Here is a 25,048-nt window from a genome sequence, read left to right as displayed (position 1 = left end):
CTTCGTGTACGGGTCGGGCGGCAACCGCTGGATGCGAGCACAGGCAAGCAACGAGCGCCAATGCGCTGGATACGGCCGCGAGCGACCGCCGACGGGCCTCATCGGGCAGGACCGGCTCGCGCGACGGCCGTCGCCTCCTTGCCGCCGAAGAGAGCCGACACCTCAGCGGTGACCTCGACGAGCGCATTCCACTCTTCGATCTCGCAGCGCCGCAATCGCACTCGCATCCGTGTGGTGATCGCCTCGCTCGCCTCGCAAGCCTCCACGACCCCGCGGTCCAGTGCCGAGGCGACCGCCACCGCCGCCAGGTCGGCCGCCGCCTGCGCACGATGACGTGCGACGACGACCGACCCGACGTGCAGCAACGTGGCCGTGATCGCGATGAGGCCGGCCATCACGGCGCAGCCGATCACACTCGCGCTCCCGTCGTCGCCGAGGAGGGACGGGCCCGACCTCATCGCGTTCCTTCCGGTTCGCGCACCGCCACCGCCTCGGCCGTGAGGGTCAGCAACGGGAGCAGCGGACTCTCCGCGGTCACGACCGCCACGATCAGATCTCCTTCCTCGCGTACCGCCACGCGTGCGTCCGGAGGCGCGACTCGCGTGGCCACATCGACCGCCCTCGCTTGATCTCCCCGCGCGGCGAGGCGGGCGGCTTCACGGGCGGCGTCATGGCACCGCACCTGGTACGCGATGCCCAGCACCGCGCCGAGGCACAGCACGAGCACCGTGACCAGGCTTGCGACGGCGAGAGCCGCTTCGACGGTGACCCCGCCTTCGTCCTCACGAACGAAGGCGCGTAACCAGCGTCGTCCGAGCATCTTTCGCATGCGTCGGTATCACACCGCCGTGTTCAGGGCACGCTCGACGATGCCCGTCAGCGCGGACACGATCGAATCGCCGGTCACCACGGTGTACAGCACCGCCCCGAAAGCCGCCGCCGCAATGGTCCCGATCGCATATTCCGCCGTCGACATGCCGTCGTCCTGCACGACGAGCCCGCCGAGGCGACCGCGCAGACTGTGTGAGAACGCTTCGGTCACTGTTCGTTTCCCCATCTTCCGTCCCTCCCATCCGAGCGGCGCGGACCGTCCGCGCCGACGTTCACATCAGCCCCGCACCCAGGACGTCCCGCGCCAGGCCGACGACGACCGGCACGATGCCCAGGCACACGAAGGCAGGCAGAAAGCACAGACCGAGCGGCCCGCTCACGAGTACTCCGGCCCGATCGATCTCGGCGGCGACCCGGTCCTCCGTCTCGGCGCGATGCCGGACCGCGAGTTCGGCGACGGTGTCCGACAGGGGCGCACCGGATTTCGCGGATCGTCGTGCCGCGCGGGCGAAATTGTCCAGCGCGTCGACCGCTCCCGAACCTCCCCACGCATCGGCCGGATCGGCTCCGAGCGCCAATCGGTCGGCACCTCTCCGCAACGCCGCCGCGAGGTCGGGCGGAGCGGATTCCGCGACGACCCGCGCCGCAGAACCGGCGGGCATCCCTGCGCGCAGGCACGCCGCGAAGAGATCGAAGGCAGCGGGAAACGCGTGCGGGTCGGTCTCGGGTTCAGTTGTATCCGACGCGGCAGCAAGGGTTCTCGTGGAGAACAAGCGGGTGGTTCCACGAGGGGTCGGTGCGACGACGAGAGAGGCCGCTCCCAGCAACACCGCCCACGTCGCGCTCATGCCCTCACCCGTGCCGCGATCCGGTCCGTCCACAGCAGACCCGCACAGACCAGCGCAGTGCCGACCACGAGCATGATGCCGCCGAGCCCACCGGCGAGGAGGATGCCGAGCGGAGCAGCGCCCATGAGTTGCCCGAGACCCACCCCGAGCACCGGCAGTCCCGCCAGAACCGTCGCCGTGGCCCGAGCACCGGCAAGTCCGGCCTCCGTACGGGCACGGATCCGCATACGCGCGGCCAGATCGATACGCGCGGCCCCGAGCAGTTCGGCGAGGGCGAGACCGTGGCGGTCGGAGACGGCCCACGCATCGGCGACACGACCCAGACTGTCGGCGACACCATTCGAGGATGCTGTGGCCGAACGTAGTCCGTGTGCCGCCGACCCGCCGAGTCGCGCCCGGGCCGCAGCGACCCGGAAGGCATCGGCGACGGACCCGGCCGTCTCCCGGGCCGCCGTCTCGCACGCGTCGGCGGGATGCGTCCCCACCCGCAGATCGGCGATCACGGTGTCGAGTCCCGACAGCAACATCCGTCGTTGCCGATCGAGCTCAGCAGCGCGGCGCCGGGCTCGGCGACGCCACACCGCGGTCGTCGCGACGGTCGCGCCGGCCACAGCCGGTGTGATTCCCGCCCACACCACAACCATCGCGAGCACGACGACCATCACCCCGACGACTAGGGCGCGCGGTATCGGGCGCGGCGCCGCGTCGGGCACCCCGCGTCGCAGTCGACGGCGGGCCGAGGACGACGGCAGGACGAACAGCGCCGCCGCGAGGCACAGGATCGTCGCGTTCACGGCGCATCCCGTCGACGCAGGATCCGCTCGAGGGCGTCCATGCCGTGCTCGTCGCCCCTGTCGTGGGTCCATGCCGGTGTGACGATCACGCCTGCGACGGGGTCCCGCTCGACCACGCCGATCCCCACGAGACGTCGCGCTCCGTCGCTGCCGCGGTGGACGTGCAGGATCACCTGCACCGCGGCGACGAGCTGGCTGTGCAGCGCCGCTCGATCGAGGCCGCCGAGTGCGGCGAGAGCCTCGAGTCGCGCGGGCACCTCGTCGGGCGAATTGGCGTGCACGGTCCCTGCGCCGCCGTCGTGACCCGTGTTCAGCGCGGTCAGAAGATCGACGACCTCGGCGCCTCTCACCTCGCCGATGACGATGCGGTCCGGTCGCATCCGCAGCGCCTGCCGCACGAGATCGCGGACGGTGACCTCGCCGACGCCCTCCACGTTGGGTGCCCGTGCCACGAGGCGCACCACGTGCGGGTGGGCCGGGACCAGTTCGGCGGCGTCCTCGACACAGACGATGCGTTCGGTCGGATCCACCGCGCCGAGCAGCGCCGCGAGCATCGTCGTCTTGCCCGCACCCGTGCCGCCGACGACGAGGAATGCCAGGCGCGCGCGGACGATGCGCAGCAGCAACCGATAGGCGACCTCGGAGACCGCACCGCGATCCCGCAGTGCTTCGAGTCCCTGGGTCGTGGGCCGCAGGACCCGCAGTGACAGGCACGTCCCGGCCTGCGCGACCGGGGAGAGCACCGCGTGCAGCCGGACACCGAACTCACCGTGCCCGGGCAACCTACCGTCGACCCACATCTGGGCGTCGTCGAGCCGACGCCCGGCGAACAGCGCCAATCGCTGCGCGAGCCGTCTGACCGCGGCCTCGTCGGGGAAGGTGACCTCGGTCAGGTGCAGCCCGTTGCCACGATCCACCCAGACGCGATCGGGCGCGGTGACGAGCACGTCGGTCACGGCCGGGTCTGCCAGCAGATCCTCGAGCGGGCCCGCACCGGTCAGTTCGGTCTGCAGATGCCGCAGTGCCGCAAGCAAATCGGAGTCTCCGAGTACTCCACCGGATTCCGCGCGCAGGGCTGCGGCGACGCGGGTCGGAGTGAGCTCCCCGGTCTCGTCGGCCAGCCGGTCGCGGACCCGCGAAAGGAGGTCGTCCCCGAGGGTCCCGGTCATGCCGCACGTCCCGGGCCGGCGCGGTCGGCCCCGACGGCCGCCAGCACGTCGTGCGCCGCACCGAGCAACGGCGAGCGTGACCGCAGCCGCAGGCCCCCGCGTTCGAGCATCTCGCTCAAGCCCGGCTCGGGACGCATCGAGGTGAGCACGTCCAGGCCCACCGCGTCGGACACGTCGACGGCTCGCAAGCCACCGGGTGCGGGCCCGCGGACGACGACTCCGGCCGGTTCACCCCGCGCCGCGAGCGTGCGGGCGACCCGGGCAGCGGAGAGCACCGCACCGATCCGAGCCGGCACGACGACCACGGTGAGGTCGGCCAGTGCGATCACCGCGTCGGCGACCGGGTCGAAGCTGCGCCCCACATCGCAGACGACGGTTGCTCCCGCTCCGCGCACCCCGTCGACGACCGACTCTGCGGCGACGGCGGTGAGCCGATCGGTGTTCTCGCGGTCGGTGGACAGGACGCCCACCCCGGATGCCCATACGGGTACGGCGTCGCGCAGGGCACGCGCCGAGACCCGTCCACCGTCGACGGTGAGACCGGACCACCGCACTCCCGGACACTCCTCGAGACCGGTCAGGACGTCGAGTCCCGCGCCGAACGGATCGGCGTCGACGAGCAGGGTGTCGCGTCGTTCGTCGTTCCCCGCGGCCCAGGCGAGTGCGGCGGCGAAGGTCGACGCGCCCGCTCCCCCGCATCCTCCGACGACCGCGAGGACGGTGCCGGCACCCGTCGAGGGCTCGTCAGCGGCCGCGACGATCGAGAGCAGTTCCACCTCCTCGGACGGGAGGGCGAGGACGTGTTCGGCGCCGACGGTCGCGGCGGCCTGCCAGTCCGCCAGGCCGGCCGTCCCGCTGCACACGAGGATCACGCCGGGGCGGCGGGGATATCCGGCCGCGCATGCCGCTGCGGCGGACGCATCGAGGACGACGATCGCCGCGTCGGTCCACGCCCTGCGGGGCACCGGCACGGACATCTCGTGCAGTGTGCGGTCGGCCGCCGCGACCACACGATGGAGGTCGGCGACCAGCGCGGGATCGTCGACCAGTCCGAGGATGTCGTTCATGCCCGACAGGCTGCCCCGCTACGGGGTCGTGCGTGTCGCGGAAACGGCCTCGGAAGCCCCGCCTGTGGATGGATCAGGGGCCTGTGGACAACCCGGCCGTGCGCACCCTCGTCGCACCTGTGCGCAGGTCGGCGGGTGTAGAAGACAGTACGGAGACGTGTGGAAAAGGTCTCGGACAAAGCGACAGCCCTCGCCAGGGGGGAGGAGGCGAGGGCCGTCTGCGTTCAGCCCCGGGGGGTCGGGCTGAACACAACCCGAGTATCGACCCGGGCATTCGCGATAGTACACCGCTAGGCGTGACTGCTTGCAACTTCAAACACCGGCGCGGCGCGCCCCTATTGTGGTGATCGTGACCGATACGTCCGTGAATCCGTCCCGACCGGCCCCGTCGACGGGGGGCTCACCGGACTCGGCTCGCATCGCAGCGTTCTTCGATCTCGACAAGACCGTCATCGCCAAGTCGAGCGTGCTGGCGTTCACCCGGCCGTTCTTCGAGGAGGGTCTCCTCAGCCGCCGGGCCGTGCTGCAGAGCACCTACGCCCAGCTCCTCTACCTGTTGTCGGCGGCCGATCAGGCCCGGGTGGACCGGATGCGAGAACACATCGCGCACATGTGCAAAGGATGGGATGTCGAGCAGGTCGGATCGATCGTCGAGAAGACCCTGCAGGACGTCGTGACACCGCTCGTCTACGCGGAGGCGAAGGATCTGATCGCCGATCACCGGGCCCGCGGTCACGACGTGATCATCGTGTCCGCATCCGGCCAGGAAGTGGTGACTCCGATCGCCCGGACACTCGGTGCCTCCCACAGCACGGGGAGCCGGATGCGGATCGTCGACGGCCGCTACGCCGGCGAGCTCGAGTTCTACTGCTTCGGGGAGGCGAAGGCGGTCGCGATCCGCGAGCTCGCCGAGCAGTACGGTTACGATCTCTCCCGCAGCTACGCGTACTCCGATTCGGCCACCGACCTGCCGATGTTGCTGGAGGTCGGCAATCCGCGCGCGGTCAACCCCGACCGCCCGCTGCGCCGGGAAGCAAACGAAAACGGTTGGCCTGTTCTCACTTTCGCCCGGCCCGTACCGCTCGGACGTCGTGCCCGTCCGTCGCCGCGCGCCCTGGCGACGCTCGCCGCGACCCTCGGAGCGACCGCACTGATACTGGGTGCCACCCGCCGACTGGCCAAGCGCCGGATGCGTTGACACTCAGGGTCACTCGCCGCGGAATCGAGAACAAACATTGCCGTCGGGGGCTTGCCGACATCTCGCGGACGGGGTAGAAAGGAGTTACGGAAGGACGGAAGGCCAAGACCGAATCGGAAGAGAAGATTCGATCTCCCGACTGTTCTTCCCAGCACGGACACCGAGTACCCACGCGAAGCCGATGCCACTATAAGGGCACGAGTGTTGTGGGCCTGCGAGTTCCGGATTTTCGAAGACGAGTACCCCGCACCCGTTGCGAGGACGAATCGACGATACCCGGATCATCGCCGAGGCCGTTGAATCACAACCCATTTCAGCACGCATGGTAACTCGGACCGCCCGTGCTAGCGGGTGGCGGAATCGATCTCGATCGATATGCCACCCGCTTTCGCGTGCAGGGGGTTTCGCGTACAGGCCGCGATTCGGCCGGCGAAGCCCCGCCCGGCACTCAGCCGGCGAACGCCTCGGCGATCGAGCCGGCCTCACGAGCCCCGGCCTCGAGCGACCCACAGCAGAAGAGCACCCAGCCGCCGACGCCCTCCACGGTTCCCGCCCCGAATCCGGCGACCCCGTCGCGGTAGGCCTGCAACCGGCGCATCCAGTGGACCTCCGGTACGCCCAGATTGCGCGTATCGAGTCCGGACGCGACGCACACGAGCCGGGACGCGGCCCGCGCCACGATGCCGTCGGCGACCCCGAAGGGCTTCAGGACGGACAGTTCACCGTGCACGACCGCAGCGAGAACGGGCGCCGGGGCGTTCGTCCCCCCGGTGACGAGTTGCGCGAGCCCGTCGAGACGCTCGGCGACCCCCGGCTCCGTCCGCGGACGACCCAGCTCCTCGGCGTCCTCCACGAGATCCGCGGCAGCGAGAAGGTGCAGGCGGGCGAGTGCCTGAAGCGGGGCACGTCGCCACGTCGCGACCATGTTGTCGAGCGCGTCGCCGTCGAGCGACTGCGCGACCCGCAGCGCTCCGGCCAGGATCGGATCGCCGCTCTCCCCCGGCTGCGGAAGTTCCATCGACCCGCCGTCGATCGACGCCGAGGCGCGGGCGGCCCGCACCGATGCCTCCGCGGCGGTGTTCGCCCAACCACGCCGATTGGTTCGATGACGATGCACCTCCGCGAGCGCGTCGCGGGCACGGTCGGCGGCGTCGCGTACGCCGGGAAGGTCGACGAGAGGCTGAAGAGGGTCGGTCACTCCGACGACGGTACCGGCGCGCACGCGGTGGACGGACGAGAGGTTCACCGGTCGTGCCCGAATGCCGTTCGTCGCGCGAATTCGACCGATGAGCGAAAGTGACGGGGTTGCATATCGATGCAACGGTGCGGCGCCGGTCACAGATGATTACGCTCACAAGAGCCCGAATGGAACCATCCCGGAAAGAGGCCCTGCACCATGACGAGCGCAGCCCAGGAGCACGAATCGAAGGCGTACCCGCCGAGCCCGGAGTTCACCGCCACGGCCAACGCCGGTCCGGAACTGCAGGCCGCGGCCGACGCCGATCGGCTCGGATTCTGGGACGAACAGGCGAAACGACTCGACTGGGCGCAGCCCTGGACGGAAGTGCTCGACTGGTCGAACGCTCCGTTCGCGAAGTGGTTCGTCGGCGGCAAGCTCAACGTCGCCTACAACTGCGTCGACCGGCACGTCGAGGCCGGTAACGGCGATCGGGTCGCCATCCACTTCGAGGGCGAGCCCGGCGACAGCCGGTCGCTGACCTACAACGACCTCCTCGCCGAGGTCTCCCGCGCCGCGAACACCTTCACCGAGCTCGGCCTGGTCGCCGGCGATCGCGTCGCGATCTACATGCCGATGATCCCCGAGGCCATCGTCACCATGCTCGCGTGCGCGCGCCTCGGCCTGACCCACTCGGTGGTGTTCGGCGGCTTCTCGTCGTCGGCGCTGCGGTCGCGCATCGACGATGCGCAGGCCAAGCTGCTCGTCACCGTGGACGGGCAGTGGCGGCGCGGCCAGGCCGCGCCGCTCAAGAACGCCGCCGACGAGGCCGTCGCCGACGCAAAGTCGATCGAGCACGTGCTGGTCGTCGCGCGCACCGGCATCGACGTGGAGTGGACCGAAGGGCGGGACCTGTGGTGGCACGAGACCGTCGAGAAGGCCTCCCCCGAGCACGAAGCGCAGCCGTTCGACTCCGAGCACCCGCTGTTCATCCTGTACACCTCGGGCACCACGGGTAAGCCCAAGGGCATCATCCACAGCTCGGGTGGCTACCTGACGCAGGCGTCGTACACCCACCACTACGTCTTCGACCACAAGCCGGGCAAGGACATCTACTGGTGTACCGCCGACATCGGCTGGGTCACCGGCCACAGCTACATCGTCTACGGCCCGCTGAGCAACGGTGTCACCCAGGTCGTCTACGAGGGCACCCCCAATTCGCCGAACGAGCACCGGCACTTCGAGATCATCGAGAAGTACGGGGTGTCGATCTACTACACCGCCCCGACGCTGATCCGCACGTTCATGAAGTGGGGTCGCGAGATTCCCGACGCCCACGACCTGTCGTCGATCCGTCTGCTCGGCAGCGTCGGCGAGCCGATCAACCCGGAGGCGTGGCGCTGGTACCGCGAGGTCATCGGCGCGGATTCGGCCCCGATCGTCGACACCTGGTGGCAGACCGAGACCGGCGCGATCATGATCTCGCCGCTGCCCGGCATCACGGCCACCAAGCCCGGCTCGGCGATGGCGCCGCTGCCCGGCATCTCCGCGAAGATCGTCGACGACGAGGCCACCCCGCTCGGCGCGGGCGGTAACGGCTACCTGGTGCTCGATCAGCCGTGGCCGGCGATGCTGCGCGGCATCTGGGGCGACGAGCAGCGTTACCGCGAGACCTACTGGTCGCGCTACGCCGAGCAGGGCTGGTACTTCGCCGGCGACGGTGCCCGTTACGACGACGACGGCGCGCTGTGGGTGCTCGGCCGCGTCGACGATGTCATGAACGTCTCCGGTCACCGCATCTCCACCTCGGAGGTCGAGTCGGCGCTCGTGTCGCACCCGTCTATCGCCGAGGCCGCGGTCGTCGGCGCGGCGGACGAGACCACCGGTCAAGGCATCGTCGCGTTCGTGATCCTGCGCGAGCACGTCGAGAACACCGGCGACACGCTCATCAAGGAACTGCGCGATCACGTGGCGGTGGAGATCTCCCCGATCGCCAAGCCCCGTCAGATCACCGTTGTGCCGGAACTGCCGAAGACCCGGTCGGGCAAGATCATGCGCCGCCTGCTGCGCGACGTCGCCGAGGGCCGCGAGCTCGGCGACACCTCGACGCTCGTCGATCCGGCCGTCTTCGACGCGATCCGCGGCAAGTAGCCGAACGACGAAGGCCCCTTCCGGATCGGATCCGGAAGGGGCCTTTCGCGGTCGGTACGACTACACCTCGTCGAGCGACCGGTCGCGGGTCTCCTTGACGACGAGCAGCGCGACGAAGGTCGTCGCCGCGGCGATCAGCAGGTAGATGCCCACCCAGCCGACGCCGTAGCTCGTGGCCAGCCACGTCGCGATGAAGGGGGCCACCGCGGCACCGAGGATGCTCGACACGTTGTACGAGATTCCGGAACCCGTGTAGCGGACGTTGGTCGGGAACAGCTCGGGCAGGATCGCGCTCTGCGGTCCGAAGGTCAGACCCATGAGCAGCATGCCGACGATGAGGAAGAACAGCATGCGTCCGGAGCTCATGCCGTCGCTCGACAGCAGGAACTGGAAGCACAGGCCGAACACCATGATCGCGCCCGTGACGACCAGCAGGGTCGAGCGGCGACCGTAGCGGTCGGCGAGCCACCCGGCGACGGGAACCGCCGCGGCGAAGAACAGCACCGCGACCAGCTGCAGCACGAGGAAGTCCGCGTACTGGAAACCGGCACCGTGGCCACCTTCCTCGGGGGTCTTGCCCGTTCCGAAGCTCAAAACCCAGGTGGTCATGATGTAGAAGAGCGTGTACGTCGCGAGCATGACGAAGGTGCCGATGATCAGCTCACGCCAGCTGTTCTTGAACACCTCGGCGAGAGGCGTCTTGACCTTCTTGCCCTCGGCGACGGCCTTGGCGAAGACCGGCGTCTCTTCGAGCTTGAGCCGCACGTACAGCCCGATGATCACCATGATCGCGCTGAGCAGGAACGGAATGCGCCAGCCCCATTCGAGGAAGGCGCTCGACAGGTCGGGGTCGCCGTTGTCGTGGCCGAGCGCCAGCGTGATGATCAGGAACAGGCCGTTGGCGCCGATGAAGCCGATGGGTGCGCCGAGCTGCGGCCACATCGCCGCCCAGGCGCGCTTGCCGGGTTCGGCCGTCTCGGTGGCGAGCAGCGCCGCACCCGACCACTCCCCACCGAGACCCAGGCCCTGGCAGAAGCGCATGAGCGCCAGCAACGCCGGTGCGATGAGCCCGGCCTGGTGATAGGTCGGCAGCAGGCCGATGAGGAAGGTCGCGATGCCCATCGTCAGGAGCGAGCCGACGAGCGTGACCTTGCGGCCGATGCGGTCGCCGAAGTGCCCGAAGACGACGGATCCGACCGGGCGGGCGACGAAAGCGATACCGAAGGTCGCGAGGGAGGCGAGCAGCGCGGTCGTGCTGTTGCCCTGCGGGAAGAACAGGTGCGGGAAGACCGAGACGGCGGCTGTCGCATAGATGTAGAAGTCGTAGAACTCGATGGACGTGCCGACCATGCTGGCGACGACGATGCGCCGGCGCGGAACGCCTGCGACGAGCGAGGAACCCCCGTCCTCGACTCCGACCGATGTGCTCACTGAACCATCCCCACTACTCCACTCACATTCTGAGACCAGATCCCACTTACTAGGAAAGTGAACACCCGAGTTTCCGCCCACCGCAAATCGGACACCCCTACGGACGCCCTCCGTCCGGCGTTAGACTCTTCCCCGGTGTGCCGGGAAGTCTGGTCGGCGACGGTTCGCCCGTGCCCGTATCCGCCCAGCGAAAGACGCCCGTGTCCGACACCTCCTCACCCACCTGGACCGCACCTCTGGGTCGCTTCCTCCGCACCGAGACGGTCGGCGGTTCACTGCTGCTCATCGCCGCAGCAATAGCGCTGATCTGGGTCAACTCCCCCTTCGGCGACTCCTATCTCGCTCTGCGGGACTTCGAGATCGGCCCGGAGTTCCTGCACCTGCACCTCTCGGTCGGCGACTGGGCCAAGGACGGCCTGCTCGCCGTCTTCTTCTTCGTCGCGGGCCTCGAACTCAAGCGCGAACTCGTCACAGGCGAACTCGCCGATCGCAGGAAGGCGATCCTGCCCGTGATCGCCGCATGCGGCGGCGTGATCCTTCCTGCCGTCATCGCAGCCGTCGTGGGCTGGGGTGCGCCGGGAATGGACCGGGGTTGGGCGATCCCCGTCGCGACCGACATCGCCTTCGCTCTCGGCGTGCTCGCCCTCACCGGTTCGCGCATCCCCACCAGCGCCCGGGTGTTCCTGTTGAGCCTGGCGGTCGTCGACGACCTCATCGGCATCGCGCTCATCGCGATCCTGTTCACCTCGGGACTCGCCGTCGCGTGGCTGCTCGCCACAGTGGCCGCAGCGGCGGCGTACTGGTTCGCGCAGCAGAAGCGCATCACCACGCCGTGGTTGTATGTGCCGCTCGCACTGTTCACCTGGTACGCCATGCACAACGCAGGCATCCACGCGACCGTCGCCGGGGTCCTCCTCGGCCTGCTCACCCGTGTCCGCACCGATCCCGGGGAGGACTACGCACCCGCCGAGCGGCTGGTCCACCACATCCAACCGTGGTCCGCCGGTCTGTGCGTCCCGCTGTTCGCCCTGTTCGCATCCGGTGTACCCATCGGTGCGGAGATGCTCGGCCAGGTGTTCACCGATCCTGTCGGCCAGTCCGTCGTCCTCGGACTGCTCCTCGGCAAGACCGTCGGGATCTTCGGCGCCACCTGGATCTCGATCCGGCTCGGTCTCGCCACCCGCCCGACCGGGCTGATGTGGGGAGACGTGCTCGCGCTCGCCGTGATCGGCGGCATCGGGTTCACGGTGAGCCTGCTCATCGCCGAACTTTCGCTCGGCGACATCCACGGTGGCGAGCCCGCCGAGATCGCCAAGGCCGCCGTGCTGGTGACATCATTGATCGCCTCTGTCCTCGGGTCGGCGCTACTGTTACGGCGTGGGCGCGCCCACCGCCAACGGAACGAACCAACCGAAGGGGTCGAGTAGTGAGCGTGACGAACGCGAATCGTCCGGAGAACGGAGTCCCGTCGAGCATTTCGGGCATCCCGTTGACGAAGGTGGACGCTCCGACACCCCGCGATGCCAGTGTGGGCGAACTGGTACGCGACGCCGCGACACAGCTGTCCACACTGTTCCGCGCCGAAGTCCAGCTCGCCAAGGCCGAGGTGACCGGTGAGGTCAAGAAGGGCGTGCAGGGCAGCCTGTTCTTCATCCTCGCGCTCGCCGTGCTGACCTTCAGTTCGTTCTTCTTCTTCTTCTTTCTCGCCGAACTCCTCGATGTCTGGGTGGCGCGCTGGCTCGCCTTCCTCATCGTCTTCCTGATCATGCTGGTGGTGACGGGCCTGCTGGCCCTGATCGGCTATATGCGGGTCCGGAAGCTGCGCGCACCGAACAAGACCATCGAGTCGCTCAAGCAGACCGCGTCGATCCTCCCGAGCAGCCAGGACGGACACGATGCGGACGGCCCGCGCCACGCCGCATCCCGCCGCGTCACCCGCTGACGAACCGGAACAGCCAGTGCCCGTCCCCGACCCGTCCACGGTCCGGTATCCCGGACCGTGGACGCATCGAGACATCCACGCCAACGGCATCCGCTTCCATGCCGTCGAAGCCGGTCCACACGACCCGGACACACCTCTCGTGGTGTTCGTGCACGGCTTCGCCGACCTGTGGTGGTCGTGGCGTCACCAGCTCACCGCCTTCGCCGATCTCGGCTACCGGGCGGTCGCGGTGGACCTGCGTGGTTACGGCGACACGGACAAGCCGCCCCGCGGATACGACGGCTGGACGCTCTCGAACGACATCGCGGGACTGATCCGCGCGCTCGGGCACACCGAGGCGGTCCTCGTGGGCCATGCCGACGGGGGCCTCGTGTGCTGGGCGACCGCGGTGATCCATCCGCATGTCGTGCGGGCCATCGCGGTCGTCGACTCCCCGCACCCCATCTCGCTGCGCGACGCGACCCTGCGCGACCGCGCGCAACGCAAGGCTCTGGTGCCGACCTTCCTCGCCTACCAGCTGCCGTGGCGTCCCGAACGGAAGCTGGTTCGCGACAACGGCCTGGAGATCGAACGGCTGATGCGTGTGCGGTGCGGCCCGGACTGGCGACGCACCGACGAGTTCGCCGATGTCGTCGACCGGCTGCGCACCGCGATCCGCATCCCGGGCACGGCGCACCTGACCCTCGAATACCAGCGCTGGGCGTTCCGCAGCCAGTGGCGTCCCGACGGTCGCCGCTTCATGAAGGCCATGGACGTCGAGCTCACCCTGCCGATCCTGCAGCTGCACGGCGCGCTGGATCCCTACGTGCTCGCCGCGACCCTCCGACGCTGCGTGCGGCACGCCCCCGGACGGATCCTGAAATTCGTCGACGGGGCCGGCCACTACGCCCATCAGGAGAAGCCCGAAGCGGTGACGGCACTGCTCGCCGACTTCGTCCGCGGACTCGACTGATCTGCCCGTCCGCCGGACGGGCAGACGTCAGACGATGCAGGCGCCGGTCGCAACCGGCTGATTCACCCCGGCCATCTCCAGCTGCCGGCTCACCTCTGCACCGGTGAGAACGAAACCGGTGTCGGTGTTGTCGACCGCCGCGCCGAAGACCATGCCGAGGACATCGCCGGACGGATCGACCAGCGGACCCCCCGAGTTGCCCTGCCGGATCGTGCCGCGCACCGTGTACACCTCGCGTTCGACGGTGCCGCCGCGGTAGATGTCCGGGCCCTGCAGGTCGAGCGTCTCGCGGATCCGCGCCGCGCTCGCCGTGTACGGACCGCCGCCCGGGTAGCCGAGCACGATCGCGTCGTCACCCGACTCCGCCGGCTCCGGGGCGAAATCCAGCGGCTGCGCGGTCAGTCCCGGCACCGCGAGGATCGCGACGTCCACCTCCGGATCGAACAGCACGACGGTCGCTTCGAGCGGGCCGCCGTCCGTATCGACGGTCACCGCTGCGGTTCCGGCCACGACGTGCGCGTTCGTCATCACCCGTTCGGGGGCCACGACGAAACCGGATCCTTCCAGTGCCTTCTGGCAGCTGGGTGCGACACCGTTGATGCGCAGCACGCTCGTCTGCAGCCGGGCCGGGACCGATCCTTCGAGGAGACCGCCGTCGGGTGCCTCCACCTCGGCGATCGGGGTACGCCCGAACGGCCCGATCACCTCGGGCAGACCCGAGGTGTCGAGCAACGCCGAGAACTCGTTGGGGATCGCACGCATCCAGTCGGGGGCGACGTCGTCGACGGTCCCGAGCACCTGGGATCCCCGCACGGCTGCGGAGACGGCGGGCTGGGTCGTGGCGGTCAGCGGGATGGCGAGCAGCCACGCGGCGACGAGCACCGCGACCGATTGCAGACCGGCACCGACGACGCTGTCGACCGCCCGCGCACCCGGACTGTGGATGCCGCTGCGCGCGGCACGTCCGAGCACCATGCCGGCCACCTCGCCGATCACCACCAGCACCACGATCAGAGCGATGCCGGCGAGGATGCGCATGCGCGCATCGTCGATGTGCACGAGCACGTGCGGGGCGATGAGGATGCCCGCGACCGCACCGAGCAGCACACCCAGGAAGGCCAGCGCCGAGGCGACGGCGCCCTGCCGGAGCCCGGAGGACGCGGCGATCAGGACGATCACCACGATGATCAGATCGATCCAGCCCGATCCGGTCATGATTCGACCACCCCCGTCTCCAGTTCGGCGAGTACGACGTCGAGATCACGGACGTCGTGGTGATCCCACTCGATCTCCCACCCCGATACCGCGAACAGACCCGCGAGCACACCCGCGGTGAAACCCCAGACCAGCATCCCGTCCACCTGGAAGGCCGGGCCCTGATAGCCCAGACGGTGCCGGACCTGGAAACGGTTGTCGGGGTCGAGCAACTCGTGCAGCGACACCCGGACCACGCGGGTCGCCTCCTTCGGATCGACCACTCCGACCGGGCTCGGGGTCTCCCAGTAGGCGACCACGGGAGTCACGTCGAAGCCGGAAGGCGGGATGAACAGTTCGGGGAGCACGGCGAGCGGCCGGATCCCGGACGGATCCAGGCCGGTCTCCTCCTCCGCTTCACGAAGTGCGGTGTGGATGGCGCCGTAGTCCTCGGGATCGGCGGCGCCTCCGGGAAAGGCCACCTGCCCGCTGTGCTGCCGCAGCGTCGCGGCGCGCTGGGTGAGCAGGACGTCGGCGTCGGCGGGAAGTCCGCCGCGGGCCATCGGATCGGCCTCCGGCGACCCGCCGAACAACACCAGCACCGAGGCCTGCCGCACCCGCGCGTCGCGCGGGGCGCGACGGTTCAGGATCGGGTTGAGACCGTGCGGGTCGGTCGGCGACACCGAGGCGACACGCCGGAGCCATTCGGGGATCATGCGGCCACCCCCAGGTGCTCCTCGACGACCGAGGCGACCTCGTCGGCCGACCGGAACGGGATGGGGAGCACGGCGGCGACCGACCCGTCGGCGCGGAGCAGCACCGTCACGGGAAGGACGGCGGGCGCGCCGACCGCGGCCTGTACGCGACCCGAGCCGTCCTGCACACCCGGCAGGTGCACGTCGTAGTCGGCGAGCCGGCCGAGGGCGTTCGACTCGTTCGGGTCGGTGTGGACGGTGACGACGGTGACCTCCTCGCCCACCCGGGCGGCGTAGTCCTGGAGGACCGGCAGTTCCTCGGCGCAGGGAGCGCACCACCAGGCCCACAGGTTCACCACGGCGGGCCTTCCGGCGAGGGCGGCCGCGAGGTCGACGGAGGATCCGTCGCTCACGCACTCGAAGACCAGACCGACGAGCGGACCGGCGGGAGCGGGCGTGGACCCGCCCGGCTGCGGGCACGGATCGAGTGCGGCGGTCTCCCGCAGCGGAGCGAGGGCCTGCGCGCCGTCCTGGGGCCGGCGGTCCACGGGTGCGGTCGAGGGTGCGGCCGGTCCCGGGCCGGTGGCCGGCGGAGGGTCGCTGCGGTCGCGCGGCCAGATGGCGACGATCAATGCGATGACGACGACGAGAGCTGCCAGGCTCCAGCGGCCTGCTGTGGAAGGACGCACTCCGTCACCGCCCGGCCAGCTCGAGCAGGTGCTCGGTCTCCGGTCCCTTCACCAGCGTGGCCGCGGCCTGCGGATCGGTGGGCCCGGTCCCGTAGGAAGGGCAGTCCTTCGCGAGGACACACACCCCGCATGCCGGCTTGCGTGCGTGGCACACGCGCCGACCGTGGAAGATCACGCGATGGGACAGCAGCGTCCATTCCTTGCGCTCGATGAGCACACCCACCGCGTGCTCGATCTTGACCGGGTCGGTCTCGTCGGTCCATTCCCAGCGACGCACGAGCCGCTGGAAGTGGGTGTCGACCGTGATACCCGGCACATCGAAGGCGTTACCGAGGATGACGTTGGCGGTCTTGCGGCCGATGCCGGGCAGCGCGACGAGATCCTTCAGCCGGGCCGGAACCTCGCCGTCGTGCCGCTCGAGCAGGGCCTGGCCGAGACCGATGAGCGAGTTGGCCTTGTTGCGGTAGAAGCCGGTCGAGCGGATGTACTCTTCGAGCTCGGCGCGGTCCGCCTCCGCGTACGCGCGGGCGTCGGGATACCGGGCGAACAGAGCGGGGGTCACCTGGTTGACCCGCACATCCGTGCACTGCGCCGACAGGATCGTGGCGACGGCGAGCTCGAGCGGATTCGTGAAGTCCAGTTCGCAGAAGACGTGCGGAAAAGCCTCGGCGAGGCGCCGGTTCATCCGTCGCGCGCGACGGACGAGGGCCAGTCGCGACTCCGGTCCGCGAGCCTTTCCGTTCACTCGGCGCGGGGCCGTCTCGGGGCTCTCGGACTGGGAGGCATGCACCTGATCCACTCTACGTAAACACTCTCCCCAGGATCCGGCCCCGTGTCTCTTCCGAGACCTTGCGGGTGTTTACTTCCGGGTATGCAAGCTCTTGCTGTCGTCCTCTTCCCGGTGCTGCTCATGTTGTTCGCACTGTCCATGGAACGCGTCGAAGCGCGCTTGAGCCGGTTGTCCGTCCGTGAGCAGGAAGTGGAAGAGTTCCTCGACAAAGCGGACCAGGCCGATGTCGCGGCACTCGCTCGTGAAGGTTTCCCGGGGGCTTTGGCCCGCTTCCAGCGTCGCCGCCGCCGCGGACCGAGCACCGACGGAGCGGACGATTCGGACGGTCATCTGCGCGCGCGCCGCGCCAGCTGAACGACTACTTGCCGGTAGCCTCGAGGTACCGATGATCGGGTTCGTCGATCGTTTCCGTGGTATCGGTCACTCACTCGTGCAGCGCGCACGATAGACTGGGCGCTCGTACGCCTGACAGGTGACCTGCCCAGGAAGTCCGTCGACGTGCAGACCCGGCAGTAGATGACGAATCATTCCCAAAAGGAGCGCACGTGGACGAGGTCCTGGCCAGAGCAGGCATCTTCCAAGGAGTCGAGCCCTCGGCGGTTGCGGCGCTGATCAAAGAGCTTCAGCCTGTAGATTTCCCGCGCGGCCATGTCATCTTCAACGAGGGTGAGCCCGGCGACCGGCTGTACATCATCGTTTCCGGCAAGGTGAAGCTCGGACGTCGTTCGCCCGACGGTCGTGAGAACCTCCTGACGATCATGGGCCCGTCCGACATGTTCGGCGAGCTGTCGATCTTCGACCCGGGTCCGCGCACCTCCACCGCCACCACCGTCACCGAGGTGCGAGCCGTGAGCATGGACCGCGAGGCGCTCAAGGCGTGGATCGACCAGCGCCCCGAGATCGCCGAGCAGCTCCTCCGCGTGCTGGCCCGTCGTCTGCGTCGCACCAACAACAGCCTCGCCGACCTGATCTTCACCGACGTCCCCGGTCGTGTCGCCAAGGCACTGCTCCAGCTCGCCCAGCGTTTCGGCACCCAGGAGGCCGGCGCCCTGCGTGTCACGCACGACCTGACGCAGGAAGAGATCGCGCAGCTCGTCGGCGCGTCCCGCGAGACCGTGAACAAGGCCCTCGCCGACTTCGCGCACCGCGGCTGGCTGCGTCTCGAGGGCAAGAGCGTGCTGATCTCCGACTCGGAGCGTCTGGCGCGTCGCGCTCGCTGACCCACGGACATACGAAAGGCCGGGACGCTCGCCGCGTCCCGGCCTTTCGTATGTGCGTATCCCAGCCGTAGCTGCTTCGACCCAGCCGTAGCTGCTTCGACCCAGCCGTCCGGCTGCTTCGACTCAACCGTGGCTGCGCAGGTACTCCAACTGCACGTTGACGGACTTCTCCGCCGCACCCCACAACGAGGGGTCGACGTCGGCGTAGACGTGCTCGACGACCTGCCGTGCGGTGGCTTCGGCGCCGAGGGTGCGCAGCGCACCGCGCACCTGCTCGAGCCGACCCTCCCGGTGCGCGAGGTACTCCCGCGCGATCGTCTCGAGGTCGGGCAGCTCGGGGCCGTGCCCGGGCAGCACCGTGTAGCCACCGCCGAGACCGATGAGCGACCTCAACGACCGCAGGTAGTCGCCGAGGTCGCCGTCGGAGTCGTCGAGCACGGTCGTGCCGCGGCCGAGGATGGTGTCGGCAGTGAGCACACTGCGGTCCTGCTCGATCACGAACGACAGCGAATCGGCGGTGTGCCCCGGGGTCGCGACGACCCGGATGCGCAGACCCGCCGCCTCGACGACGTCACCGCCGGACAGTTGTTGCCCACCGCCGTGGCGGTGTTCCGGCAGCACTGCGTGCACCGGGCATTCCGCGAGTTGCGAGAAACGCTCGGCACCCTCGGTGTGGTCGAAGTGGCGGTGACTGATGAGGGTCGCCGCCACCGGCACCTGCGCGATCCGCTCGAGATGGCCTTCGTCGAGGGGACCCGGATCGACCACGACGCACTCGTCGCTGCCGGGGGCCCGGAGGATCCAGGTGTTCGTTCCCTCGAGGGACATGATCGAGGGGTTCTCGGCCAGGATCACCGCGGCGTTCTCGGTGACCTGGCGCAGCTGCGCGTAGGCGGGGTGGACCAGCGCCATCACATGTGCCTCTCGTGTCGGATCCGTCGGGAGCCGCCTCCGATCGGGGAGGGTGGCGTCAGCGTACTTCCACCATCAGCTCGACCTCGACGGGAGCGCCGAGGGGCAGTTCGGCGACGCCGACGGCCGAGCGGGCGTGCGCGCCGACCTCACCGAAGATCTCCCCGAGCAGTTCCGACGCGCCGTTGATGACGCCGGGCTGTCCGGTGAAGCCCTCGGCGGACGCCACGAAGCCGACTACCTTCACGACGCTCGCGATGTTGTCGAGTCCGACGAGACCGTCGACTGCGGCGAGCGCGTTGAGCGCGGCGGTGCGGGCCGCGGTCTTCGCCTCCTCCGCTGACACCTCGGCACCCACCTTGCCGGTGTGCGTCAGCTTCCCGTCGGCCAGCGGCAGCTGACCGGAGGTATAGACGACGTCGCCATTGCGGACGGCGGGTACGTAGGCCGCCACCGGGGCGGCGACCGGCGGCAGGGTGATGCCGAGTTCGGTCAGGCGTTCGCTCCAGGTGTTGTGCGACACCGATCAGCCCTTCGGACGCTTGAGGTAGGCGACGTGCTGCTCACCGGTGGGGCCGGGCAGGACGGTGACGAGCTCCCAGCCGTCGGCACCCCACTGGTCGAGGATCTGCTTGGTCGCGTGCGTGAGCAGCGGCACGGTTGCGTATTCCCATGTGGTGGTTTCACTCATATCCTGACCTTATCCGGCACCGTTCACCGTCCACGACTTATAGGCTCGTGATCGTGGCATCTCCGACATCACATTCCGGCGAATGGCCGGCAGGCGCCGCCCAGGCGCGACTGCACTTCGTGTCCGGCAAGGGTGGCACCGGGAAGTCCACGGTGGCCGCGGCGCTCGCACTGGCGCTCGCCGCCGGAGGCCGCAAGGTCCTGCTCGTCGAGACCGAGGGACGTCAGGGCATCGCGCAGCTGTTCGACGTGCCGCCGCTCCCGCCGGTCGAGACGAAAATCGCGACCGCGCCGGGTGGCGGTGAGGTGTCGGCTCTCGCGATCGACATCGAGGCGGCCTTCCTCGAGTACCTCGACATGTTCTACAACCTCGGATTCGCAGGTCGCGCGATGCGACGGATGGGAGCGATCGAGTTCGTGACCACGCTCGCGCCGGGTCTGCGCGACGTCATCCTCACCGGCAAGATCAAGGAGACCGTGGTACGGACCGACGCGTCGGGCGCACCCGTCTACGACGCGGTCGTCGTCGACTCCCCGCCCACCGGCCGCATCGGCAGCTTCCTCGACGTCACCAAGGCTATGGCCGATCTCGCGAAGTCCGGTCCGATCCGGTCGCAGAGCGAGGGTGTGGTCCGGCTGCTGCACTCCGACCAGACCGTCGTCCATCTGGTGACCCTGCTCGAGGCTCTGCCCGTGCAGGAGACGGCCGACGCGGTGGAGGAACTCGAGGCCGCCGATCTCCGGATGGGGACGGTCATCGTCAACCGCACCGCTCCCGAGCACCTGCCCGAGGAACTCGTCGACGACGTCGCCGCCGGCCGCATCGCCGGGCCCGCGATCCGGACGACGCTGGAGAAGGTGTCCATCAAGCTCTCCGACGACGATTTCGCCGGCCTGCTGACCGAGACCATCGAGCACGCCGCGGTACTCCAGGCGCAACAGGTGAGCGCCGCTCAACTCGACGAAGTGAAGGTGGCACGCATGTCCCTACCGGCCCTCGCCGACGGTGTCGATCTCGGTGGCCTCTACGAACTCGCCGACGTTCTCGCCGAGCAGGGTGTCCGATGAACGCACCGATCCGGAAGGTCCTCGACGTCGCCCGCATCCTGGACGACCGCTCGTCCCGGGTGATCGTGTGCTGCGGGTCGGGAGGTGTCGGCAAGACGACCACCGCCGCGGCGCTCGCGTTGCGCGCGGCCGAGCGGGGCCGTAGCGTCGTGGTGCTCACGATCGACCCGGCGCGGCGACTGGCACAGGCCCTCGGGGTCGCCTCGCTCGACAATTCACCGCAGAAGGTGGAGCTCGGGCCGGAGGCGAAGGGCGAGCTGCACGCGATGATGCTCAACATGCGTCGCACCTTCGACGACATGGTGCTCGAGCACTCGACGCCGGAGAAGGCCCAGCAGATCCTCGACAACCCCTTCTATCAGACCGTGGCGTCGTCTTTCTCCGGCACGCAGGAGTACATGGCGATGGAGAAGCTCGGTCAGCTCGCGCAGAGCGACGAGTGGGATCTCATCATTGTCGACACTCCGCCGTCCCGGAACGCGCTCGACTTCCTCGACGCTCCCCAGCGGCTCGGAGCCTTCCTCGACGGGCGGATGATCCGGATCTTCACGGCACCCGGGCGTGGCTTCGGCCGCCTGGTGACCGGCGCGATGGGGCTCGCGCTCAAGGCGGTCTCGACGATCGTCGGGAGCCAGATGCTGTCGGATGCGTCGGCCTTCGTGCAGTCGCTGGACTCGATGTTCGGGGGCTTCCGCGAGCGCGCCAACCGCACCTACCGGTTGCTGCAGCAGCCGGGAACCCACTTCATGGTGGTCGCGGCACCCGAACCCGATGCCCTGCGCGAGGCGTCGTTCTTCGTCGAACGACTGTCGGGCGATCGCATGCCGCTGGCGGGCCTGGTGCTCAACCGCACCCATCCGACACTGTCGGCGTTGCCGTCCGATCACGCCCTCGCCGCGGCGGACCAGCTCGCCGAGGAGGAGGGCGTGGACGCGAAGGCCGCTGAGGCCGTTCTCCGCATCCACGCGCACCGGGCCGTGATCGCCAAGCGGGAGCTGCGGTTGCTACGCAACTTCACCGCGGCGAACCCTGCCGTCCCCGTGGTCGGGGTGCCCTCGCTGCCCTTCGAGGTCTCGGATCTCGAGGCGCTGCGGGCGGTGGGCGAGCAATTGACCCGCGAGGCGTGATGTCTCGCGGGTCATGATCTCGGCGGTTCGTGTACCGGTGAGGTGGTGACTAGACCGCGCTCTGGTGCTGTCGCTGCGCCTGGAAGAAATCGGCCCAGGACTCGACCTCGGGATGCTGCTTGAGGAGAGCACGACGCTGCCGCTCCGTCATGCCTCCCCACACGCCGAACTCGACACGGTTGTCGAGGGCGTCCGCCCCGCACTCGAGCATCACCGGGCAGTGCCGGCAGATCACCGCAGCCTTGCGCTGCGCTGCGCCACGCACGAACAGTTCATCTGGATCGACTTCGCGGCAGCGAGCCTTGGAGACCCAAGCGATACGCGCTTCGGCCTGGTCGACGTCGAGTCGGGTCGTCGGGGTGGTCATGTGCATTCAGTTGCCCCTTTACTTTCCGAACGCCGGTTCGCGGTGTTCGAGGTCTGCGCCGTCCGTGTGCCGCAACGGCGCAAAACCTGCCCGTCAAGGTGTTATCTGCGTCACACTGATGTCTCAATCTAGGTAAACTGATGCCCACGCGCAAGGCGAACGAAACCTTTTCTGGTACGCACGTACAAAGTCCCACGTCGGAGGCGTTTTCACCTCGCCCGTCGTGCCACGCCCGCTCCCTGGAAACGGCCGGCCGGTCCCTCGCCACGTAGTGTGTAGGCGTGTCGATCCGAAGAACGGTGGCGAAGCTCGCTGGTTGCACGGCCCTCGGCGGCGTTCTCGTAGCAGGGATGCTCTTCCCGGCCGCGGGTGGTTTCGGGTACGTCTCGAACCGAGCCGCGGACACCGTCGACAACAGTTCCGCAGAGCTCGTCGAAGGTGTCGTCCCAGCCGTGACGACCATGGTCGACAAGGCGGGCGAGCCGATCGCGTGGCTCTACGACCAGCGTCGCTTCGAGGTGCCCAGCGACCAGATCTCCAACGAGATGAAACTGGCGATCGTCTCGATCGAGGACAAGCGGTTCCCCGAGCACCAGGGCGTCGACTGGCAGGGCACCATCCGCGCGTTCCTCACCAACACCACGAGCGGTCAGGTCGAGCAGGGCGCCTCCACGATCGACCAGCAGTACGTCAAGAACTACCTGCTCCACGTGATCGCGAAGACCGACGCCGAACGCCGCGCGGCGATCGAGACGACGCCGGCCCGCAAGATCCGTGAGATCCGCATGGCGCTGACCCTCGACGATCAGCTCACCAAGGACGAGATCCTCACCCGCTATCTGAACCTCGTCCCCTTCGGCAACGGTTCGTTCGGCATCCAGGACGCCGCCCAGACCTACTTCGGCATCGACGCCAAGGACCTGAACATCCCGCAGGCCGCGATGCTCGCGGGCATGGTGCAGTCCAGCTCGGCGCTGAACCCGTACACCAATCCCGACGGCGTGCTCGCCCGTCGCAACATCGTGCTCGACACGATGATCGACAACATCCCGGAGCGCGCCGACGAGATCCGCGCCGCGAAGGAACTGCCGCTCGGCGTGCTGCCCGAGCCCAACACGCTCCCCCGCGGCTGCATCGCTGCCGACGACCGCGGTTACTTCTGCGAGTACGCGCTGCAGTATCTCGAGAACTCGGGCCTGTCGCGCGAGCAGATCGACCGGGGCGGATATCTCATCCGCACGACCCTCGACCCCGAGGTCCAGAACTCCGTCAAAGAGTCGCTCGACCGGTTCACCAGCCCCACCGTCGACGACGTGGCCTCGGTGATGAACGTGATCGAGCCGGGCCAGGATTCGCACAAGGTCCTCGCCATGGGGTCGAGCCGCAAGTTCGGTCTCGACGCCGAGGCCAAGGAGACGGTCCAGCCGCAGCCCTACTCGCTGGCCGGTCACGGCGCCGGGTCGATCTTCAAGATCTTCACCGTCGCCGCCGCCATGGAACAGGGTCTCGGCACCTCTGCCGTGCTCGACGTCCCGTCCCGCTACAACGCCCGCGGTCTGGGCGACGGCGGTGCCCGCGGCTGCCCGGCCAACTACTACTGCGTCGAGAACGCCGCGCCGTATCCGTCGCGACTGTCGGTGACCGACGCGCTGGCACAGTCACCGAACACGGCGTTCGTCAAGCTCATCGAGGCCACCGGCGTCGACGCGGTTGTCGACATGTCGGTGCGCCTGGGTCTGCGGTCGTACCTGCAGCCCCGCACCTCCGGCTTCGGCGACCAGTCGATGGCCGAGATGCAGAAGAACCAGCACCTCGGCTCGTACACGCTCGGCCCGACGTGGATCAACGCGCTCGAGCTGTCGAACGTCGCGGCGACGCTGGCGTCGAGCGGCAAGTGGTGCCCGCCCACCCCGATCGAGGGGGTGTTCGACCGCGAGGGCAAGCCCGTGCCGATCACGCAGCAGGCGTGCGAGCAGGCCGTCGAGCCCGGTCTGGCCGACACCCTGACGACGGCGATGAGCAAGGACACCGCCGCCGGCGGTACCGCTTCGGGTGCCGCGGGGTCGGTGGGCTGGAACCTGCCGGTCGCGGCGAAGACCGGTACTACCGAGTCGCACATGTCCTCGGCATTCCTCGGATTTACCAACCGGTTTGCCGGAGTCGTCTACACCTACGGCGACTCCCCCACTCCCGGCCAGATCTGCTCGGGTCCGGTCCGCCCCTGCTACGACGGCAACCTCTTCGGCGGTACCGAACCGGCGCGGACATGGTTCTCAGCGATGCTGCCGGTGGCGAACAAGTTCGGCTCCATCGAACTGCCCGCCCCCGATCCCCGGTACGTCCGCGGCGCGGGCAACGCCCAGGTTCCGGACGTGACGGGCCTGTCGAAGGACCGCGCGGTCCAGCGACTGCAGGACGCCGGATTCTCGGTCTCGGAGGCGACGATCGCCGGTGAGGAACGCGCCGGAACGGTGACGGGTACGTCCCCGAGCGGCTCGGCCGTCCCGGGATCGACGGTCACGCTGTTCATCAGCGACGGATCGGTCCGCGTCGCTCCCACCACGAGCGCCACCCCGGCCCGCCCGCGCGACCGCGAGGTGCCCGACACGACCCGCCGGTCGACGCCCGCGCCCATCCCGGGACGTGAGCTCGAGCAGAGCGAGTCGAGTCCGCCGGCGGAGGAGGAGTCCACTCCCACGACGACACCGAGCCGCCCCGACAACTGAGCCGCAGGGC

At 69.0% G+C, this 25,048-nt stretch carries 27 protein-coding genes; 10 read left to right on the top strand and 17 right to left on the bottom strand.

Going from position 1 to position 25,048, the window contains the following annotated elements:
* Positions 1-98: 98 nt before the first annotated feature.
* From BO226_RS23370 to ssd, 7 genes are read right to left on the bottom strand one after another with little or no spacing between them, the layout of a single operon-like run.
* Positions 99-458: an Rv3654c family TadE-like protein gene (locus BO226_RS23370; RefSeq protein ID WP_071936187.1), complete on the bottom strand. Its 360-nt coding sequence runs from the start codon at positions 456-458 to the stop codon at positions 99-101.
* Positions 455-829: a TadE family type IV pilus minor pilin gene (locus BO226_RS23365; protein ID WP_100167921.1), complete on the bottom strand. Its 375-nt coding sequence runs from the start codon at positions 827-829 to the stop codon at positions 455-457. Before BO226_RS23365 ends, BO226_RS23370 begins: the two co-directional genes overlap by 4 nt.
* A 9-nt stretch (positions 830-838) precedes the next feature.
* Entirely contained in the window at positions 839-1,057 is a 219-nt protein-coding gene (locus BO226_RS23360) for a DUF4244 domain-containing protein (RefSeq protein ID WP_071936186.1), read from the bottom strand.
* A 46-nt stretch (positions 1,058-1,103) separates the two neighbouring features.
* The gene (locus BO226_RS23355; RefSeq protein ID WP_071936185.1) at positions 1,104-1,679 is read right to left on the bottom strand and encodes a type II secretion system F family protein; all 576 of its coding nucleotides are present in this window, start codon (positions 1,677-1,679) and stop codon (positions 1,104-1,106) included.
* Entirely contained in the window at positions 1,676-2,473 is a 798-nt protein-coding gene (locus tag BO226_RS23350; protein ID WP_071936184.1) for a type II secretion system F family protein, read from the bottom strand. The genes BO226_RS23355 and BO226_RS23350 overlap by 4 nt, the downstream gene beginning before the upstream one ends.
* Positions 2,470-3,642, bottom strand: coding sequence for a TadA family conjugal transfer-associated ATPase (locus BO226_RS23345; RefSeq protein WP_024102820.1), 1,173 nt, complete (start codon positions 3,640-3,642; stop codon positions 2,470-2,472). The genes BO226_RS23350 and BO226_RS23345 overlap by 4 nt, the downstream gene beginning before the upstream one ends.
* Positions 3,639-4,709: a septum site-determining protein Ssd gene (gene ssd, locus BO226_RS23340; RefSeq protein ID WP_064061132.1), complete on the bottom strand. Its 1,071-nt coding sequence runs from the start codon at positions 4,707-4,709 to the stop codon at positions 3,639-3,641. Before ssd ends, BO226_RS23345 begins: the two co-directional genes overlap by 4 nt.
* 343 nt (positions 4,710-5,052) lie before the next feature.
* Between ssd and BO226_RS23335 the strand changes: the two genes are divergently transcribed.
* Positions 5,053-5,907, top strand: coding sequence for an HAD family hydrolase (locus BO226_RS23335; RefSeq protein WP_372513954.1), 855 nt, complete (start codon positions 5,053-5,055; stop codon positions 5,905-5,907).
* Between the two features lie 448 nt (positions 5,908-6,355).
* On the opposite strand, the gene BO226_RS23330 is transcribed toward BO226_RS23335, so the two are convergent.
* Positions 6,356-7,105 carry a hypothetical protein gene (locus BO226_RS23330; protein ID WP_033097956.1) on the bottom strand — a complete coding sequence of 250 codons (750 nt, stop codon included), beginning with the start codon at positions 7,103-7,105 and terminating at the stop codon, positions 6,356-6,358.
* 198 nt (positions 7,106-7,303) lie between these two features.
* On the opposite strand from BO226_RS23330, the gene acs reads away from it, so the two are divergent.
* Positions 7,304-9,235, top strand: a complete 1,932-nt coding sequence (gene acs, locus BO226_RS23325) for an acetate--CoA ligase (RefSeq protein ID WP_071936183.1) — start codon at positions 7,304-7,306, stop codon at positions 9,233-9,235.
* A 60-nt stretch (positions 9,236-9,295) separates the two neighbouring features.
* Here the strand turns inward: acs and BO226_RS23320 are convergent, their stop codons facing one another.
* A complete protein-coding gene (locus BO226_RS23320; protein ID WP_006552417.1) occupies positions 9,296-10,666 on the bottom strand; it encodes an MFS transporter in 1,371 nt (456 codons plus the stop codon).
* Between the two features lie 200 nt (positions 10,667-10,866).
* Between BO226_RS23320 and nhaA the strand changes: the two genes are divergently transcribed.
* From nhaA to BO226_RS23305, 3 genes are read left to right on the top strand one after another with little or no spacing between them, the layout of a single operon-like run.
* Complete coding sequence (gene nhaA, locus BO226_RS23315; RefSeq protein ID WP_041803540.1) at positions 10,867-12,093, top strand: Na+/H+ antiporter NhaA; 1,227 nt, start codon at positions 10,867-10,869, stop codon at positions 12,091-12,093.
* Positions 12,093-12,608 (top strand): phage holin family protein, encoded by a 516-nt coding sequence (locus BO226_RS23310; RefSeq protein WP_071936182.1) that lies wholly within the window; start codon positions 12,093-12,095, stop codon positions 12,606-12,608. Before nhaA ends, BO226_RS23310 begins: the two co-directional genes overlap by 1 nt.
* A gap of 16 nt (positions 12,609-12,624) precedes the next feature.
* Entirely contained in the window at positions 12,625-13,560 is a 936-nt protein-coding gene (locus BO226_RS23305; RefSeq protein ID WP_024102813.1) for an alpha/beta fold hydrolase, read from the top strand.
* A gap of 27 nt (positions 13,561-13,587) precedes the next feature.
* Here the strand turns inward: BO226_RS23305 and BO226_RS23300 are convergent, their stop codons facing one another.
* The 4 genes from BO226_RS23300 to nth are packed head-to-tail and all read right to left on the bottom strand — an operon-like array spanning position 13,588 to position 16,937.
* On the bottom strand, positions 13,588-14,775 hold the full coding sequence (locus BO226_RS23300; RefSeq protein ID WP_006552421.1) for a MarP family serine protease: 1,188 nt from the start codon (positions 14,773-14,775) through the stop codon (positions 13,588-13,590).
* A complete protein-coding gene (locus tag BO226_RS23295; RefSeq protein WP_006552422.1) occupies positions 14,772-15,470 on the bottom strand; it encodes an NUDIX hydrolase in 699 nt (232 codons plus the stop codon). The genes BO226_RS23300 and BO226_RS23295 overlap by 4 nt, the downstream gene beginning before the upstream one ends.
* Entirely contained in the window at positions 15,467-16,138 is a 672-nt protein-coding gene (locus tag BO226_RS23290) for a TlpA family protein disulfide reductase (protein WP_071936181.1), read from the bottom strand. The genes BO226_RS23295 and BO226_RS23290 overlap by 4 nt, the downstream gene beginning before the upstream one ends.
* Before the next feature lie 4 nt (positions 16,139-16,142).
* Positions 16,143-16,937, bottom strand: a complete 795-nt coding sequence (gene nth, locus BO226_RS23285; protein ID WP_071936180.1) for an endonuclease III — start codon at positions 16,935-16,937, stop codon at positions 16,143-16,145.
* Positions 16,938-17,009: 72 nt separating this feature from the next.
* Between nth and BO226_RS27360 the strand changes: the two genes are divergently transcribed.
* Entirely contained in the window at positions 17,010-17,282 is a 273-nt protein-coding gene (locus BO226_RS27360; RefSeq protein WP_033097906.1) for a hypothetical protein, read from the top strand.
* 191 nt (positions 17,283-17,473) lie between these two features.
* Positions 17,474-18,148, top strand: a complete 675-nt coding sequence (locus BO226_RS23275; RefSeq protein ID WP_016934470.1) for a Crp/Fnr family transcriptional regulator — start codon at positions 17,474-17,476, stop codon at positions 18,146-18,148.
* A 123-nt stretch (positions 18,149-18,271) separates the two neighbouring features.
* On the opposite strand, the gene BO226_RS23270 is transcribed toward BO226_RS23275, so the two are convergent.
* From BO226_RS23270 to BO226_RS27355, 3 genes are read right to left on the bottom strand one after another with little or no spacing between them, the layout of a single operon-like run.
* A complete protein-coding gene (locus BO226_RS23270; RefSeq protein WP_019290225.1) occupies positions 18,272-19,060 on the bottom strand; it encodes an MBL fold metallo-hydrolase in 789 nt (262 codons plus the stop codon).
* A 58-nt stretch (positions 19,061-19,118) separates the two neighbouring features.
* Positions 19,119-19,583, bottom strand: coding sequence for a RidA family protein (locus tag BO226_RS23265; RefSeq protein ID WP_006552428.1), 465 nt, complete (start codon positions 19,581-19,583; stop codon positions 19,119-19,121).
* Between the two features lie 3 nt (positions 19,584-19,586).
* A complete protein-coding gene (locus tag BO226_RS27355) occupies positions 19,587-19,751 on the bottom strand; it encodes a DUF4177 domain-containing protein (RefSeq protein WP_006552429.1) in 165 nt (54 codons plus the stop codon).
* 50 nt (positions 19,752-19,801) lie between these two features.
* On the opposite strand from BO226_RS27355, the gene BO226_RS23255 reads away from it, so the two are divergent.
* Both BO226_RS23255 and BO226_RS23250 read left to right on the top strand, forming a co-directional pair.
* Positions 19,802-20,818: an ArsA family ATPase gene (locus tag BO226_RS23255; RefSeq protein ID WP_371683113.1), complete on the top strand. Its 1,017-nt coding sequence runs from the start codon at positions 19,802-19,804 to the stop codon at positions 20,816-20,818.
* On the top strand, positions 20,815-21,945 hold the full coding sequence (locus tag BO226_RS23250; RefSeq protein WP_071936179.1) for an ArsA family ATPase: 1,131 nt from the start codon (positions 20,815-20,817) through the stop codon (positions 21,943-21,945). The genes BO226_RS23255 and BO226_RS23250 overlap by 4 nt, the downstream gene beginning before the upstream one ends.
* Before the next feature lie 49 nt (positions 21,946-21,994).
* Here the strand turns inward: BO226_RS23250 and BO226_RS23245 are convergent, their stop codons facing one another.
* Complete coding sequence (locus tag BO226_RS23245; RefSeq protein ID WP_006552432.1) at positions 21,995-22,318, bottom strand: WhiB family transcriptional regulator; 324 nt, start codon at positions 22,316-22,318, stop codon at positions 21,995-21,997.
* A gap of 293 nt (positions 22,319-22,611) precedes the next feature.
* On the opposite strand from BO226_RS23245, the gene BO226_RS23240 reads away from it, so the two are divergent.
* Positions 22,612-25,038 (top strand): penicillin-binding protein, encoded by a 2,427-nt coding sequence (locus BO226_RS23240; RefSeq protein ID WP_064256713.1) that lies wholly within the window; start codon positions 22,612-22,614, stop codon positions 25,036-25,038.
* Positions 25,039-25,048: the final 10 nt, after the last annotated feature.

This window comes from Rhodococcus sp. 2G (assembly GCF_001886355.1).
Classification (GTDB): domain Bacteria; phylum Actinomycetota; class Actinomycetes; order Mycobacteriales; family Mycobacteriaceae; genus Rhodococcus; species Rhodococcus pyridinivorans.
The sequence above is the reverse complement of the archived record's forward strand: the minus strand, read 5'-3'. Positions and strand labels throughout refer to the sequence as shown.